General features: G+C 65.2%; 11 protein-coding genes. 3 read left to right on the top strand and 8 right to left on the bottom strand.

What is annotated here, in order from left to right:
• Window positions 1-154: 154 nt before the first annotated feature.
• Window positions 155-754, top strand: a complete 600-nt coding sequence (locus ABEA06_RS01955; protein WP_312395838.1) for a hypothetical protein — start codon at window positions 155-157, stop codon at window positions 752-754.
• Window positions 755-762: 8 nt separating this feature from the next.
• On the opposite strand, the gene ABEA06_RS01950 is transcribed toward ABEA06_RS01955, so the two are convergent.
• From ABEA06_RS01950 to ABEA06_RS01935, 4 genes are read right to left on the bottom strand one after another with little or no spacing between them, the layout of a single operon-like run.
• The gene (locus tag ABEA06_RS01950) at window positions 763-1,896 is read right to left on the bottom strand and encodes an alkaline phosphatase family protein (protein WP_345310374.1); all 1,134 of its coding nucleotides are present in this window, start codon (window positions 1,894-1,896) and stop codon (window positions 763-765) included.
• Complete coding sequence (locus ABEA06_RS01945) at window positions 1,893-2,612, bottom strand: DUF5998 family protein (RefSeq protein ID WP_303381657.1); 720 nt, start codon at window positions 2,610-2,612, stop codon at window positions 1,893-1,895. The genes ABEA06_RS01950 and ABEA06_RS01945 overlap by 4 nt, the downstream gene beginning before the upstream one ends.
• A 47-nt stretch (window positions 2,613-2,659) precedes the next feature.
• On the bottom strand, window positions 2,660-4,036 hold the full coding sequence (locus tag ABEA06_RS01940) for a serine/threonine-protein kinase (protein ID WP_312395841.1): 1,377 nt from the start codon (window positions 4,034-4,036) through the stop codon (window positions 2,660-2,662).
• A gap of 12 nt (window positions 4,037-4,048) precedes the next feature.
• Entirely contained in the window at window positions 4,049-6,742 is a 2,694-nt protein-coding gene (locus ABEA06_RS01935) for a bifunctional acetate--CoA ligase family protein/GNAT family N-acetyltransferase (protein ID WP_312395842.1), read from the bottom strand.
• A 70-nt stretch (window positions 6,743-6,812) separates the two neighbouring features.
• On the opposite strand from ABEA06_RS01935, the gene ABEA06_RS01930 reads away from it, so the two are divergent.
• Entirely contained in the window at window positions 6,813-9,398 is a 2,586-nt protein-coding gene (locus tag ABEA06_RS01930; RefSeq protein ID WP_345310373.1) for a DNA gyrase/topoisomerase IV subunit A, read from the top strand.
• A gap of 162 nt (window positions 9,399-9,560) precedes the next feature.
• Here the strand turns inward: ABEA06_RS01930 and ABEA06_RS01925 are convergent, their stop codons facing one another.
• Window positions 9,561-11,669, bottom strand: a complete 2,109-nt coding sequence (locus tag ABEA06_RS01925) for a DNA gyrase/topoisomerase IV subunit B (RefSeq protein ID WP_345310372.1) — start codon at window positions 11,667-11,669, stop codon at window positions 9,561-9,563.
• 231 nt (window positions 11,670-11,900) lie between these two features.
• Here ABEA06_RS01925 and ABEA06_RS01920 point away from each other — a divergent pair, with 231 nt between their 5' ends.
• Entirely contained in the window at window positions 11,901-12,104 is a 204-nt protein-coding gene (locus tag ABEA06_RS01920) for a DUF7455 domain-containing protein (RefSeq protein ID WP_303381652.1), read from the top strand.
• Between the two features lie 84 nt (window positions 12,105-12,188).
• Here the strand turns inward: ABEA06_RS01920 and ABEA06_RS01915 are convergent, their stop codons facing one another.
• The 3 genes from ABEA06_RS01915 to ABEA06_RS01905 all read right to left on the bottom strand — a co-directional run bounded on the left by ABEA06_RS01915 (window position 12,189) and on the right by ABEA06_RS01905 (window position 16,019).
• Window positions 12,189-12,875, bottom strand: a complete 687-nt coding sequence (locus tag ABEA06_RS01915) for a ubiquinone/menaquinone biosynthesis methyltransferase (protein WP_303381651.1) — start codon at window positions 12,873-12,875, stop codon at window positions 12,189-12,191.
• A gap of 32 nt (window positions 12,876-12,907) precedes the next feature.
• Window positions 12,908-14,479: an RNA polymerase sigma factor gene (locus ABEA06_RS01910; protein ID WP_345310371.1), complete on the bottom strand. Its 1,572-nt coding sequence runs from the start codon at window positions 14,477-14,479 to the stop codon at window positions 12,908-12,910.
• A gap of 166 nt (window positions 14,480-14,645) precedes the next feature.
• On the bottom strand, window positions 14,646-16,019 hold the full coding sequence (locus ABEA06_RS01905; protein WP_312395641.1) for a hypothetical protein: 1,374 nt from the start codon (window positions 16,017-16,019) through the stop codon (window positions 14,646-14,648).
• Window positions 16,020-16,106 lie beyond the last annotated feature (87 nt).

Below are 16,106 nucleotides of genomic sequence, written 5' to 3'. Positions count from 1 at the left end.
CTTCCTCACGCCCAAAATCAATTCACCCGGTGCTTCTGGAATCACACTCCGGCCTGAACCCGCGTCGGTGGATCGAGGCTAAGGCAGATTGGGCTAAGGGGAGAAAGCGGTCCAGCTTTGCTCTGGCAATTCATGGATTCGAGGGACGCATTGCATGGGTAATTCCATCCAGGACGACTTGTTTGGTGCCGACGAACCGGTTGCGGAAACTACCGCAGGTTCCGCCGATCCCAACGACGGCGGGCGGTTCCGGCGTTTTTTGGCGCCGCTCGTACTCGGGTTGGCCGCTCTCCTCGTACTGGTGGGTGTCGGGGCGCTGGCGGTCACCGGGCTGTCCAACTCCCAAGACGATCAGGAACCGGCCGATTTCGCGACCGAATCCGAATCGCCGACCCCGTCGCCCAGTGTCACCCCGACCCGCACGCCCTCCCTCACCCCGGTCGAGACCGCCCCGGTGCAGGAGTACGTGCCACCGCCCGTGGCACCCCCGGTCGTTCCTGTTCCGCCGCCCGCTCCGGTGCCGCAGCCGCAGCCGACGAAGGCCCCGGTGCCGACCAAGAACCCCGAACCCACCAAGACGCCGACCACGGCCCCCACGAAACAGCCGACCACGTCAGCCAAGCCGACCTCAGCGCCGACGCAGGCGCCCAAGCCGGCGGCGACGTCCAAGGCGCCCGCGCCCAAACCGCCGGCCACGCCTAAGGCTCCCGCCAACGGTGGTAAACCGGCCCCGAAACCCACGGCCAGCAAGTAACGACGCGGTCACCACAGCAGGGCGGGAATCAGACGCTCCGCGGGTGTGAGGGAACCGTGCTGACCCACCATGGTGAGCGGCTTGGCGCCCTGGCGGGAGACATCGTAAATGGCCACCGGTTCCCTACCGAGGACCCACACGTGCCCCGCGCGTTCCAGTATGACGGGATCCGGATCCGGTCCGAAATACCCCCCGGCTGTGAGATCCTCACGGGTCACCGCCCACACGGTGTCGCCGTAGTGTTCCTGCCAGCGCGCCGCTATGTGCACGGGATCCGTGTCCGGTTGGGCATGCAGTTGCACGGCTCGAGGTTCTCCCGCGGTGTGGCGCACGCCGTCCAGCAGGCCGGGGACCGCGCTGGCATCAAAGCGGTGTTCGGCCGCGACGTCAACCATCCCGTGGTCGGCCGTGAGGACGACACGCGTGTTGGGTGGCAGCTTCTGGACGAGCCGCTTGATGGCGGAGTCCAGCTCCTCAAGGGCCTTCAGCCAGGTTTCGGAACGCCAGCCCTTGGCGTGGCCGACTTTGTCCAGCTCGTCCCAATAGAAGTAGACCAGCGCTCGTTTGCCCTCGCGCAACTCGTCGAGGACCGCTGCGGTGCGAGCGAACACGCCGTCGGCGCCCTTGAAACGGCCACCCCGCAGGGAAGCCCGGGTCAACTCTGAATTCTGGAACCGGGGCTTGCTGACCGTCACGGTGTCCACGGTGTCCTCCGACCGGTTGAACACGGTGCGGTGGGGTTGCCACGTTTCCGGTTCGATCCGTGGACTCCATTGGCCGAGCATGTTCACCACGCGGTCCTGGTGGGGATCCACCACGTCGTAACCGAGCATGCCGTGCTGTCCGGGGGCGAGACCCGTGCCCAGACTCGACAGGGACACGGACGTCGTGGTGGGAAAAGCGGCGTCGAGAACCCCCAGGGACTGGGCTCTGCGCAGCGTGGGTGCATGACCAGAGCACTCGCTGAGCAACTCGGCCCCGAGGCCGTCCACGAGCACCACCACGTACCGTTGCGCCTTGGGCAGCCCCAAGGTATTGGTGGTCCCCGGTACTCCCAAGGCGGCCGCGGCCGATGTCATCACGTCCGCCACGCTGCGCCCGCCGTACCGCGGAGGCGCGGGAAAATCCGCGGGAAGGGTCATGAAGATTTGCGCCCGGAGTCACGGCCCGTGAAGCGATGACCGAACCGCGGTCGCTGCACGGGGGCCTCGGAGGGGCGGCGTTCGGTCATGGGGCGCTGGTGGGGCGATTGTGCGATCTGGGCTCCCGAGTCGGTCACGGGCGCCAGATTGGCCCGGCGTAATGTGCGCGCGAATTCGCGGGCGCCCTCCACGGCATCTTTGCCGTCCGCTTCGGAGCTGATGCGCATCACCACGTCCTCGCTCGCGGCCGTGCCCGTGTACCCGTGGTCCGCTTGGCACTCCGGGTCCTCGCACATGGCCGGGTACAACTCGAGTTGCTGGGTCCCGGTCCAGCTCACCGCGAGCGTCAGCTCCATGATGGGTGTGTCGGGGCGGTAATTCTGCGGCTGGTGGTACGCGTAGCTGAGAGTGACCGAACGGATCTGGGAGATCCCCACGGTTTCCGTGGAGACCCGGGCCACCACGTCACGACCGCTGTCGTCGAACTGTTGGTCGTCCACGTGGGTGATGTGCAGGACATCCTCCGCGAGTACCAGCACGGTTATGTGGCGGTGGAGTTCGGTGTTGTTGAAGTGGGTTTCCAACTGCACCAGGTGGGACACGGGCTGCCTACCGTCGAGGGAATCCCGCACCACGTCTTCCACGAGTTGCGGATAGAACCCGGCCGTGCTGATGTCCTCGATCAAGCGCGAGCCGTCGGGAGCTGAATACGTCATGCGTCCATTGTCCTTCACTTACCTCGCCTGTGCGCAATTGTTGTGACTCATGGTGTGACCACGCACGAGAGTGTGCCGTCCTCCTTTTCGGTGCACACCGGCGTCACGTCCATGCTGGGTTCTTGCGGGGCCGACGGCACCGGCGTGCCGTCCTGCGGTTGGGTCACCTCGGGCTCGGGACCGGTCGCACCGTCCAGCCATGAACTCATGACTGGGCCCACCCAGAAGTAGCCCGCGGTCAAGGCGACCGCGGCCAGTACCAGGGTGAGGAGGACCCACGGCGCGCGAGATCGTTTCGAGCGGGCCGGTTTTGTTCGGGTCACTCGCTGAGCGGGGCCGGTGTCCGTGACGGTCGTTGTCCGCGCGAGGGTGCTCACCGCGCCGTGGCGTGGCAGCGCTTCTGTCTCCTGCCCGGCACCGAAAGGGTTCAGGGGGTCATCCGAGAGTTGGGGCGCAGGATGAGCCTGCTGCGTTTGTTCCCCCTGGCGTCGCACCGCATGCCATTGGATCCGCGTCATGGGCGCGTCGTCGGGCAGGGGCAGCACCGCCGCATCGGGTACCGTGGACAGTTCCCGTTCGGTCGTGGGTGAGAGCACGTCGAAGATTTCGAAGGGCTCGCCCTCCGCCGTCAGGGATTCGCGGTCGCATCGACGGCCCGCGCCTTCGCCGAGATCCAGCAGCGCGGTTTTCGCCGCGGCGATGCGCTGTTGGGGATCCGTACTCAGCAGCCCGGCAACGTGACTTCGCAACTGCGGTGATTCGGGGAACAGCCCCGCCACGGCGGCCGGTTCCAGGGGGTCGCTGAGATCAACGTGCGGGTCCACGAGTCGAACCGCGGTGACCCCGGCGGCGTAGAGGTCCGTGGACGCGGAGGGCTCCATGGGCCCGTACGCCTCGTGGGGTAGATAGCCCGGCGTGCCGACAACGGTTCCCGTGTGGGTCAATCGGGCGTCCTCGGCTCGCACGGCAATCCCGAAATCCGCGAGACGCGCCCAGGGCCGCCCGGAGCCGGTGGGTTCCATGAGCACATTGCCGGGTTTGACGTCCCGGTGAATCCACCCGCGAGCGTGTACGAACTGCAGTGCCTGGAGTAATTGGTAGAGGATTTCCTCCGCCACCGACTCCGAAACGGCTCCGTTGTCACCCAGGGCCGCTTCGAGGGTGCCCCCGCTGACCAGCCGCATGCCGATCGCCACGTACTCGTCCTCGGCCGCCCACCCGTAGGGCGCCACCACGTGTGGGTGATCCAGCTTCACGGACTGTTCCCTGACGAACCGCAACAAATCAGCGGAATCTCGTTGGCGGAGCACCTTGGCCGCGCATTCCCGCCCCAGTTTAAGGTCCATGGCTCGCCAGACTGCCCCGCTGCCACCCTTGGCAATGGGTTCCAGTAACTCGAAACGCCCGGCTATCGTGTCCGACACTCGGTAAGCGGCCTAGCCTCGCATGGCCCGGCGAGCGCTGTCGGTGCGCTGCCCGGGGTCACCCAGCGTGATGGTTGCCGTGAGTACCGTGACCACGGAGCCGGACAGCAGGACCGGGTTGAGGTCGAGGGACGCGGTTTCGGGGAACTGGTCCTTGAGGAGAGCGACCCTGTTGATCAGGTCCTCCACACCGGTGGTGTCCACGGCGGGGACTCCCTGGTGTCCGAAGAGTTTTTTGGACGCCTTTGGTGCCCGAACCATGCGGGTAATGTCCTGATCGGTCAGCGGCGGAACCCTGTGCGCCCAGTCGTCAAGGAGGTTGACGGCGTCCCCGGCCATGCCGAAGGAAAGAACGGGACCGATCAACGGGTCCTCAATGGCCCGCAGCAGGACCGTCTGACCCGTGGCCGCCATGGACTGCACCTCGAAATCGGAGCTTCCGAAGCTTGCGAGCGCGCGCGTCATCGTGGTGATGGCCACGCGCAGCTGCGATTCGTCCTCAATGTTCAACGCCACCCCGCCCAGGTCCAGGCGGTGTCGCAAGTGCGGGTCGGTGGTCTTGAGCGCCACCGGATAGCCCAGCCGCGCCGCGGCGGTGACGCCCTGGTCGGGTTCGGAGAACCGCACGGACTCCAGGACCGTGATCCCGGCGTGCCCCAGCAATTCAGTCGTCTCGTCCGTGGTCAGTTCGTAGAGCCCGTCCCCGGGGATCTGGGGCTTGAGCTTTTCGAGGAACTTCTCGATGGCGTCGTCATTGAAGTCCTCGGGGATCGACACGTGCCCGTATTCCTGATCGCGCCAGCTCGAGTAGGTGACCACACTCGATAAGGCGAGCAGGGCCGCGCCGGGCGAATCAAAGCAGGGCAGGGACGCGCCGTCGTCGGTGGTGTGCACCATGGCCGTCTTGGCGTCGCTGCCGAACTGTCCGGTGAACACACCGACCGCGGTGCATTCGGCGGTGCGGGCCTGCCGCGCGATCTCATCGACCAGTGCATTGTGGTCGAGCCCGGGCACGGGCATGAGCACGACCACCAGGCTGGCCACTCCCTCCAGGGACGCGTTGCGGCGCACTGCGTCCACAATGGCCTCGTGCGCGTGCTGGGGGCCCTGGCTCGTGTCCACGTTGCCGTCGGAGACCGCGGGTTCCATGCCCAGGCGGATGGCGGAGTCCTCGGCCAGTTGGGACAGTGCCAACGCATTGGAGACCACGGCCACCCGGTTGTTGCCCGGAACCGGTTGGCTCTCAGCAACGGCCGCGATGTCCAGCAACTGTTCGGCCGTCCCGGCGCGGATCACTCCTGCCTGTCGGAACATCGCGTCCAGGGCTCCGGGGGGTGCCTGCGTGGTACGCCCCGTGTGCCCGGGGGGCAACCGCAACCCGGTGACCTCGGACTTGGCCACGATGACGGGCTTGGAACGGGAGAGTCTGCGGGCGATCCGCGAGAATTTTCGGGGATTACCCACGGACTGCAGGTACAGGCCGCACACCGTGGTGGTCGGATCGTCCTCCCAGTACTGCATCATGTCGTTGCCGGAGACGTCCGCGCGGTTACCGGCCGAGAGGTAACTGGACAGCCCGACCCGGTGCCGTCGGGCAGCCCCGTACACCATGGTGCCGATCGCACCCGATTGGGAGAACAGCCCCAGTCCCCCGCCCTGCGGCATTCGCGGCAGGACCGAGGCGTTGAGCCTGACCTCCTCCGAGGTGTTGATGAAACCCAAACTTGCGGGGCCCACCACGCGCATGCCGGACGCGCGGGCAATCCGTACCAGGCGCCGCTGTTGAACGGCACCGTCCGCGCCGGCCTCCGCGTAGCCGCCGGTCATGACGACCACCGCCCTGGCCCCGGCTCGGCCGCACTCCGCGATGGTGGCTTCCACGCCATCCCGGGGGACGGCAATGATTGCGAGGTCGATCTTCACGGGGATGTCCCGGGCGCTCTTGACAAAGGTGAGACCGTCCCGCTCGAACGGCGTGTTCCCCACCCCGTAGAGGGTGCCCGTGTAACCGCCGTTCAAAATGCCTTCCACGGCGTGGAAGCCGGCATGGTCCGGGTCCGCGGACGCCCCGATCACGGCCACGACCTCCGGAGTAAGTAGATCCTGGATGGAGCGGGCCTCGGCACGGTGTTCGCGGGATTCCATCACGGCCAGTGACTTCTCGGTGGGGTCGATGTCGAAATCGACCACCACCACGCCATCTTCGAACTGCCGGGAGACGTCGTATCCGGCCTCCACGAACACGTGGAGCATTTTGCGGTTCTCGGGGAGTACCTCCGCGGTGAATCGATCGATCCCGTTCTCGCGGGCGGCCGCGGCCAAGTGCTCCAACAGGATGGACCCGATGCCGCGGCCCTGATGGTGGTCCGAGATCATGAACGCGACTTCTGCCGCGCGCTCGGAGGTGCGGTCGTAGCGACCCACCCCGATCATCTTGGCGTCCAACAACAGGATGAAGCACACGCGGTCCACATGGTCCACGGTGGTGAATCGTGCCAGTTCCTTCTCGGACAGCGCGGGTTTGTAGGAGAAGAACCGGAGGTAAATGCTGTCCTCGGACTGCTTACCGTGGAACTCGGTCAGAAGCTCCCGGTCGTCCGGGCTGATGGGCCGCAGATGAGCGGTGGCACCGTCACGCATGATGACGTCTGCTTCCCAGTATTCGGGGTAGGACGGTGACTGCGAACCTTCATCGTGAGAACCCATAGACTTCAGAGTAGCCAACCGTGTGACCTCCCGACAGGTACACGCCGATTATTCGAGGAGTTGCCGCTAGATGGCCCGACGTCGTTCAACCACCCGCTCCGAACAGGAGGAGTTGCCTGAGGATTTCACAGAGCACATCGTGGATATCGATGTCACGCAGGAAATGGAAACGAGTTTCCTGGAGTACTCCTATTCGGTGATCTACTCACGCGCCCTGCCTGACGCGCGTGATGGGCTCAAGCCGGTGCAGCGTCGCATCCTGTTCATGATGGACCAAATGGGCTTGCGCCCGGATCGCGGTCATGTCAAAAGCGCGCGTGTGGTGGGCGAGGTGATGGGCAAGCTCCACCCCCACGGTGACTCCGCGATTTACGACGCCATGGTGCGCATGGCCCAGTCCTTCGCGATGCGACTGCCCCTGGTGGACGGCCACGGAAACTTTGGTTCCTTGGACGACGGTCCCGCGGCCCCGCGTTACACGGAGGCCCGCATGGCGGCCGCCGCTCAGGCACTCACGGGAGATCTCGACGAGGACGTCGTGGATTTCGTTCCCAACTACGACAACCAGTTCCAGCAACCCGGTGTGCTCCCGGCGGCCTACCCAGCCCTGCTGGTCAACGGCGCCACCGGGATCGCCGTGGGCATGGCCACCAACATGGCACCCCATAATCTCCGCGAGGTGGTGGCGGGTGCGCGTCACCTGATTCTCAACCCGGAGGCCTCGCTCGAAGAGCTCATGAAGTTCGTGCCGGGTCCCGACCTGCCATCGGGCGGGCGCATCGTGGGCCTGGAGGGCATCCGCGATGCCTACCGAACGGGGCGGGGTTCATTCAAGACCCGGGCCAAAGTCTCCGTCGAGCAGGTCTCGCCACGCAAACAGGGCATCGTGGTCACCGAGTTGCCCTACATGGTGGGTCCGGAGAAGGTCACGGAAAAGATCAAGGACGCGGTCCAGTCCAAAAAACTGGCCGGCATCTCTGATGTGGTGGACCTCACCGACCGCACCAATGGGCTGCGCCTGGTCATTGAGCTCAAGAACGGATTCAACCCCCACGCCGTGCTGGCTCAGCTGTACAAGCACACGCCCATGGAGGATTCCTTCGGCATCAATAACGTGGCGCTCGTGGACGGCCAGCCGCGCACGCTGGGCCTGCTCGACATGCTGCGGGTCTACACCGATCACCGGTTGTCCGTGGTGCGCCGCCGCACCGCGTTCCGGCTGGCCAAGCGCCAGAACCGGCTGCACCTGGTGGAAGGCCTTTTGATCGCGATCGTCGACATCGACGAGGTCATCCAGATCATTCGCGCCTCCGAGCAGACGGCCGAGGCCCGCGACCGGTTGATGAAGGTCTTCGACCTCTCCCGCGCCCAGGCCGAGCACATCCTGGAACTACGCCTGCGCCAGCTCACCAAGTTCTCCCGCATCGAGCTCGAGGCCGAACGGGACCAGCTGCTCAAAGAGATCTCCGAGCTCGAGGCGATCCTCGGTTCCGATCAGACACTGCGGCGGGTCGTTGCGGATGAACTCGAGCAGGTCGCCCAGACGCACGGCGATGATCGCCGCACCGTCCTGCTCGAAGCGGAGGACCTGCCGGCCGTGACCTCGGCGGCGGACGCGGACGGCAAACGCAAGCACGCGGCGTCGTCGGTCACGCTCGAGATCAGCGACGACCCGTGCTGGGCGTTCGTTTCCACGACCGGTCGCCTGGCGCGCACCACCACCCGGACGCCACTGGCCGATGCTCCGCGCCGGTTCAAACACGACGCGCTCGCGAGCGTGCTCCCGACGACCGCACGCGGTGAGATCGCGGCGGTCACCTCCACGGGCCGCATGCTGCGCGTATCCTGCATTGACATTCCCGTGCTGCAGGATTTCGACGGCGTTCCACGCCTCGCGGACGGCGTGCTCGCCGCCGATTTCTTGGGCCTGGATAAGAACGAGCACCTGGTGGGGTTGGTGCCCCTCAACCAGGTCTTCGCCGTGGGTACGGAACAGGGAATCGTCAAGCGCGTGAATCCCGACTACCCGCTCAACCTCGACCAGTGGCCGGTCATCAAGCTCAAGGACGCAGACCGCGTGATCGGCGTGTCCGCATGCACGGACGGCGTCGAACTGGTGTTCGTCTCGTCGGATGCCAAGCTGCTGCACTTCGCCGCGCATCTCGTACGGCCGCAGGGACGCAATGGCGGTGGTGTGGCCGGGATGAAACTGGCCCCGGGCGAACGCGCGATCTTCTTCGGCGCGGTCCGGGAGGACCCCGCGACCGTCGTGGTCACCCAGGCCGGGGGCCAGGATCAGCTGCCGGACACGGGTGTGGCGTCCATCAAGGTGACTCCCCTCTCCGAATACCCGGCCAAGGGGCGTGCGACCGCGGGAGTGCGCGCACAGCGGCTGCTCACAGGAGAGTCCAGACTGAACCTCGCATGGGTGGGTCACGGGCCGGGTAAGGCCGTATCCGCGGCCGGAGTCGCCCGCAACCTGCCCCACGAATACGGTCGTCGTGACGGCTCAGGGGTGAGCGTGGACCGCGACGTGCACGCGGTGGGCCCGGCTCTCGCCGGGCTGCCCGTGCCGGGGTCGGACGCCGCGGCGAACTCCGCCCCGGACACCCAGTCGGTTCCCGCCGGGCAGGACACGCTGCCCCTGGACGGCTGAGCCGCCTCGTAGCGAACGAGTGCGCCCCGCATCTTCCGCGTGGAAGATTCGGGGCGCGGTTCGTGGCGCGGGTGTCGACTGCTCGTCCAGCCGTGGCTCAAATCGCAGCCACGTCACGACACAGTTGTTCCTGTCCCCCGACGCTGATGCCTTTCTCCCGGATCAGGCGTCGATGCGGTCCTGATCCAGCTGTGCGGCGCCGGCCACGATGAAGTCCTTGCGCGGAGCCACCTGGGACCCCATGAGCAGGGAGAACGCGTGTTCGGCGGCCTCGGCGTCCGATACCCTGACCCGGCGCAGCACGCGGTGCCGGATGTCCATGGTGGTCTCCGCCAATTGATCGGCATCCATCTCGCCCAGGCCCTTGTAGCGCTGGATGGGTTCCTTGTACCGGCGGTCCTGCTCCTCCAGGCTGCCCAGCAGGGTTTCGAGTTCGCGTTCCGAGTACGTGTACACCATCTCGTTGGCCTTGGAACCGGGATTGATGATCTCCACGCGATGCAGCGGCGGAACCGCGGCGTAAACGCGCCCGGCCTCAACGAGCGGGCGCATGTAACGGTAAAAGAGTGTGAGAAGCAGGGTGCGGATGTGCGCCCCGTCCACATCCGCGTCGGTCATCATGATGACCTTGCCGTAGCGAGCGGCGTCCACGTCGAAACTGCGTCCCGATCCTGCACCGATCACCTGAATCAACGCGGCGCACTCGGTGTTGGCGAGCATATCCGTGATGGATGCTTTCTGGACGTTGAGAATTTTTCCGCGGATGGGCAGCAACGCCTGGTAGTTGGAATTGCGGGCCAACCGGGCCGTGCCCAGGGCGGAATCGCCCTCCACGATGAACAACTCGGACCGGCTCACGTCCGCGGAGCGGCATTCCACCAGCTTGGTGGGCATGGACGAAGTTTCCAGCGCGTTCTTGCGCCGCTGGGTCTCCTTGTGCACGCGCGCCGAGATCCGGGACTTCATTTCCGCTACCACTTTGTCCAGCACCTGGCTGACCTGCGCCTTGTCATCGCGTTTCTTCGATGTCAGCTGCTGGGTCAGTTGCGACTCCACGACCTTGGAGACGATCTGACGTACCGCGGGGGTGCCCAGAACTTCCTTGGTTTGACCCTCGAACTGCGGTTCGGCCAGGCGAACCGTGAGCACGGCGGTGAGGCCCGCCAGGACGTCGTCCTTTTCGAGTTTGTCGTTGCCGACCTTGAGTTTGCGCGCGTTGGCATCCACTTGTTTCCGGATGGTCTTCAGCAGTGCCGTTTCAAAACCGGATAGGTGCGTACCACCCTTGGGCGTGGAAATAATGTTGACGAACGAGCGCACGGTGGTGTCGTAGCCGACCCCCCACCTCAGTGCGACATCCACTTCGCACACGCGTTCCACGTCCTGCAACTGAGCGCGTCCGGTGTCGTCCAGGACCGGGACGCGCTCCGTGAAGCTGCCCTGGCCCTGCAGCCGCCACACATCGGTGACCGGCGCGTCAATGGCGAGGAACTCGGCGAATTCGGAGATACCGCCGTCGTACTGGAACACCTCCGTGTGAGGCCCGTTTTCCCCCGGTGTTCCGGCGAGAAGCCGTTCATCACGGACAGTGATCTGTAGCCCCGGGATCAGGAACGCAGTTTGGCGTGCACGGCGCACCAGCTCCTCCGTGGAGAACTTGGCGTCCGGGGTGAAAATCTGTTCGTCGGCCCAGTACCGGATCCGCGTGCCCGTGACTCCGCGCTTGGCCTTACCCGCGATCTTGAGTTCGGAGTTGTCCGTGAACGCCTCGAACGGAGCATTCGGTGACGGCGCACCCTTGTCCGTAAAAATACCTGGCTCACCGCGTTTGAAGGACATTTGATAGGTCTTGCCACCGCGATCCACTTGCACGTCCAGACGCGAGGACAAGGCATTGACCACCGAGGCACCCACACCGTGCAGACCGCCCGAGGCGGTGTAGGAACCGCCGCCGAACTTACCGCCGGCATGCAGTTTGGTGAACACCACCTCGACACCCGTGAGACCTGTGCGGGGTTCCTTGTCAATGGGGATACCGCGGCCGTCATCGTGGACCTCCACGCAACCGTCCTTGTGCAGGATCACGGTGATGTTCTGCCCGAAACCCGCCAGCGCCTCGTCCACCGAGTTGTCGATGATTTCCCACATGCAGTGCATGAGCCCGCGGGAGTCGGTGGAACCGATGTACATACCCGGGCGCTTGCGCACCGCTTCCAGGCCCTCCAGAACGGAAAGGTGCCGGGCATTGTATTCGGAACGAGTGGGTGTCACGGTGCTGAATCTCCCGAGTGTCTGGCTTGAGGGCGCGGGTGGGACTCCCCCACTTTAGACCGCGGCACCGACATTGTGCGCGGTGGGCGAAACCACTGTTCCCGGGGAAGTAATCGGGTCTACCTTTGGTTCTATTGATACGTGCTGCAGTGTTGGTTTCCGGAATCAACTGCGCACCGTGATTGCACCGCGAGGTGGGATTACAGACCCTGTATCCGTAAGGAGGATCTCATGAACGCGACACTCGAGACGCGTGAACTCAACGCGACCCACCGCTGTGACGCCTGCGGCGCCCAGGCATACGTCCGCGTGGTCCTCGAAAGCACCGGCGGTCAACTGCTCTTCTGCGCGCACCACGCGCGCAAGAACGAGGGCAAGCTGCGCCCGCTGGCTGCCACTTGGCAGGACGAAACGGAGCACCTGGGAGCCTCCTGAGGTTTCCCACGGTTGAAGCAAGACCGGGGCACGCACCGTACGGTGCGTGCCCCGGTCTTTCGCTATCCCCTGCCGGACTCCGGATCAGGGTTTGTGACCCCACATGATCACGTTCGTGCCGAAGTACTTGGTGGACCAGTCGACCCCGCGGAATCCCACGCGCTCCATGACCCGGGCGACCTCGTCCGGCGTCATGAATCCGAGGGTGGAACTCTTGAGGTAGGTGTAGGCCTCGCGATCCTTGGCGATGAGCTGACCCAGCAGCGGGAGGACCACGCTCATCCCGGCGGACAGCACCAGCTTGAGGAGTCCGCGCGGAGGCGAGGTCTCCAGCACCACCACGCGGCCGCCCGGTTTCAACACCCGGTACTGCTCCCGGAGCACCCGCTCCACGTCACTGACGTTTCGGAGCAGGTATCCGTGAGTCACGGCATCAAAGGATTCGTCCTCGAAGCGCAACTGATGGGCATCCGCGAACTCCCACTCGATGTTTTCGGCACCGGGCTTCCGACGCGCTTCCGCAAGCATGTTCTCGGAGAAGTCCACACCGTAGATTTCCGCGCCGGGGTAACGACGCCGCGCGGCCAGGGCGATTTCGCCCGTGCCGGTCGCGATGTCCAGCAGCCGCCCGGTCACGGCCAGGTCCGCGCGCTTGGCCACCTCTCGGCACCACTGTGCGTGCCGGCCCATGGTCATGAGCGCGTTGACCCGGTCGTAACTGCGGTTCACCCGGTTGAACATGCTCTGGACACGACCGTCCTGGGACGTCATGGAGTACTCCTGATTCACCATGGCGTACCGGATCAGTCCAGGTAGTCCCGCAGCACCTGCGAGCGCGACGGGTGGCGGAGTTTGGACATGGTCTTGGACTCTATCTGGCGAATCCGCTCACGAGTGACCCCGTAGACCTTGCCGATCTCGTCCAGGGTCTTGGGCTGACCGTCGGTCAGACCGAAACGCATGGCCACGACACCGGCTTCACGTTCGGACAGGGTGTCCAGCACGGAGTGCAACTGCTCCTGGAGCAGGGTGAAGGACACGGCATCCGCGGGAACCACGGCCTCGGAGTCCTCGATGAGATCGCCGAACTCAGAATCGCCGTCCTCACCGAGCGGGGTGTGCAATGAAATGGGCTCGCGGCCGTACTTCTGAACCTCCACGACCTTTTCAGGGGTCATGTCCAGCTCATTGGCGAGTTCCTCCGGGGTGGGTTCGCGGCCCAGGTCCTGGAGCATTTGGCGCTGCACGCGAGCCAGCTTGTTGATGACCTCGACCATGTGCACCGGGATACGAATGGTGCGGGCCTGGTCCGCCATGGCGCGGGTGATGGCCTGACGGATCCACCACGTCGCGTACGTGGAGAACTTGAAACCCTTGGTGTAGTCGAATTTCTCGACGGCGCGGATCAAACCCAGGTTGCCTTCCTGAATCAGGTCCAGGAACAGCATGCCGCGGCCGGTGTAGCGCTTGGCGAGGGAAACCACCAAACGCAGGTTGGCTTCCAGCAGGTGATTCTTGGCGCGTCGGCCGTCGTGAATCACCCAGCGATAGGCTCGGCGGGTCTCGGCGTCCATGGACTCCTGCTCGTCCGCGAATTTGTGTTCGGCGAACAGGCCCGCCTCGATGCGCAGTGCAAGATCAACCTCTTGCTCCGCGTTGAGCAGTGCGACCTTACCGATCTGCTTGAGGTAATCCTTGACGGGGTCCGCGGTGGCACCGGCGGCAATGACCTGCTGTGCGGGGGCATCGTCCTCGTCGTTGCTGGTGAGCACGAACCCGCGGGCGGTCTTGTCCTCGCGGCCCTTCATGCGGGGTGCGGACTCTTCCGGACTGGCCTGTGCCGATTCTGCTTCGTCCGAATCCCGCTCGTCCTCGATCGCTTCATCGTGATTGGCGAGCAGTTCTTCGTCTGCCTCGGCGGTCCCGGAAGCGTCGGCGGTCTTCTTACGGCCCCGACCCGTTGCGGTTGCCGTGGCAGTCTTCGGCTTACGGGCGGTGCCGGTGGTCTTGGTAGCCGGCTTGCGGGTGCGCGTGGTCTTGGCGGGAGTTGCCTCCGCCTCCTCGACCTCAACGGTGTCCTCGGCGTGAGCGGCCTTGGCCGCAGCGACCTTGGTGGCCGTGCTCTTCGCCGCGGTCGATTTGGTCGCCGGGGTCTTGGCAGCGGTGGACTTCGCGGCGGTGGTCTTTTTGGCCGCGGTCGTCTTCCTCGCGGCCGTGGTCTTTTTGGCGGCGGTTTTCTTGGCCGCCGTGGTCTTCTTCGCCGCACCGCTGGTACTCGCCCGGCCGGTGCTGGCCTGAGTGGTCTTCTGTGCGGAGTCCGTTGACTCCTCAGAGACCGTGGACTCGTTCGCGGTCTTGCTTGCAGCAGGTGACACTGAGAACCTTTCGTTGAACCGGTCGCGAGGTGCATTGTCACCATGTGTGGTGGACGCGCCTATGACCCTGTCAAGCCCGGTTTCCCGGCATTGCTGCCGCCCGGACGAGAAGGGTCCTAGTTGAGCCAACATACATGCCCCCGGTTTTGTTCCCGGTTCTTCTTCATTAATTTTCGTGAGCGTGGCGGGCGGCAGTGCGCTTGGCCCACCAACGGTCTCCGGGCCAAGCCGTCCGGGGGTCGGTGCTCCACCACGGGATGTCCTGGAGGTCCAGGCGACGGCGCACGGTCCTGGCTGCCTCCCGATCCTCGGCTATCGCGGTACTGCGATCCAACAGCCCCATGGCGGTGAAGGCACGGCCTCTGTACACCTCCACTTGGGCGCGTGCCGAGACCACATCCGCGTGACCCTCGACGCATCGGCTGTCTCGCCCCCGAGAGGCCCCGGCGGCTTCCAACCCGTGAGTCAGCATCAGGTCCAGTCCCTCGAGGATCCGGTACGCGGCCTCCACGGTGGCCCAGTCAGGAACGGATTCCCACTGCCCCAGCACCGCATGGGCGCAGCACAGCCCCTCGGCGATGTCTTCAGCCGCAGCGCGGCACTCGGTGGCCGGCACCGGAAGTGACAAAACGTCCCGTAAGGACGCTTGCAATCCTTTGTGAGCTCGGATCGCCCTGTCCTGGTCCCCGGTCAACCAGGAGTAGAAGATCGCGTCACGGGTGATGCTGTGATTCAAAGAGATCACAAGCCCGGCGAGATGCTGATCGGTAAGGCTCGACAACGCAATGGGCCAGTCGCCGCCTCCGGAATTCAGCGCCGCGACGGCATCCTGCCAGCGTCTGAGATCCCGTTCGTAGCAGGCCGGCGCCCGGAACTCATAGCGCACCTCGTCGTCCACCCATTCGTGCTGGGTGCCGCCGGTCACGGCCCCGAAGTCTTCGGGGACCTCGTCCTCGGTCGGCCTGACATCCGGGCCCTCGGTCAGCCGACCCAGTGCGGCGAGAAACCCGGAGGATCGATGTCTCAGTGCGTCCGGCACCCGCCCCGGTTGCTCCGGGGTCAGCTGATGGAAACAGCTGCCCAGTGTCACCATGTGGGCATTGAGCTGGCTGTCCTTGATACCGCTCCGTGGTTGTGGCTCGTCGAATCGTTGGAGGTTCCACCAGTGCTCGGGACCCACGACGAAACCACCGGTGGTGCGCATCCCCGAATCCTCGACGGCCAACCCGAGCCACGCGGCGCGGAAGAAATCCGCCTCCGGTTGCGGGACCACGGCCGCATCCGAATACACCACAACCGTTGCTTGATGGACGTGGCCCGTGGTCGCGGTGACCTCGGTCAGTTGCTGTGCGTACTCCGCAAGATCCTCGCTCCCGTTGGGAGTGGGCAGCTTCAGGCACAGCGCACCCCCGCTGGCGACGGGGATGAAGAGAACGGCACAATTACGCGGCTCGTACCCCAGTTGATGCGGGATCAGCGCCAGGAGGTCTTCGTCGCAGCGGATCTTGACGGGCTCTTGAGGATCATTGAGGAGGGTCATGCCCCCACGATCCGCGCGGCGGGCACAACTCGCCCCGCGGCGGCGTCGAAATGTGGGGTCCGCGGCCTCGAAAACTTATGGAAGGGG

The organism is Kocuria gwangalliensis (genome assembly GCF_039544365.1).
In the GTDB taxonomy this organism is placed as follows: domain Bacteria; phylum Actinomycetota; class Actinomycetes; order Actinomycetales; family Micrococcaceae; genus Kocuria; species Kocuria gwangalliensis.
Note: the sequence above shows the minus strand (reverse complement) of the source record. Positions and strands in the feature narration are given on the sequence as shown.

What these genes read in the sequence shown, in the direction of transcription:
- ABEA06_RS01950 (WP_345310374.1), bottom strand. Translation starts at nt 1,896, where the DNA reads ATGACCCTTCCCGCGGATTTTCCCGCGCCTCCGCGGTACGGCGGGCGC.
- ABEA06_RS01955 (WP_312395838.1), top strand. Translation starts at nt 155, where the DNA reads ATGGGTAATTCCATCCAGGACGACTTGTTTGGTGCCGACGAACCGGTT.
- ABEA06_RS01920 (WP_303381652.1), top strand. Translation starts at nt 11,901, where the DNA reads ATGAACGCGACACTCGAGACGCGTGAACTCAACGCGACCCACCGCTGT.
- ABEA06_RS01915 (WP_303381651.1), bottom strand. Translation starts at nt 12,875, where the DNA reads ATGACGTCCCAGGACGGTCGTGTCCAGAGCATGTTCAACCGGGTGAAC.
- ABEA06_RS01935 (WP_312395842.1), bottom strand. Translation starts at nt 6,742, where the DNA reads ATGGGTTCTCACGATGAAGGTTCGCAGTCACCGTCCTACCCCGAATAC.
- ABEA06_RS01945 (WP_303381657.1), bottom strand. Translation starts at nt 2,612, where the DNA reads ATGACGTATTCAGCTCCCGACGGCTCGCGCTTGATCGAGGACATCAGC.
- ABEA06_RS01905 (WP_312395641.1), bottom strand. Translation starts at nt 16,019, where the DNA reads ATGACCCTCCTCAATGATCCTCAAGAGCCCGTCAAGATCCGCTGCGAC.
- ABEA06_RS01930 (WP_345310373.1), top strand. Translation starts at nt 6,813, where the DNA reads ATGGCCCGACGTCGTTCAACCACCCGCTCCGAACAGGAGGAGTTGCCT.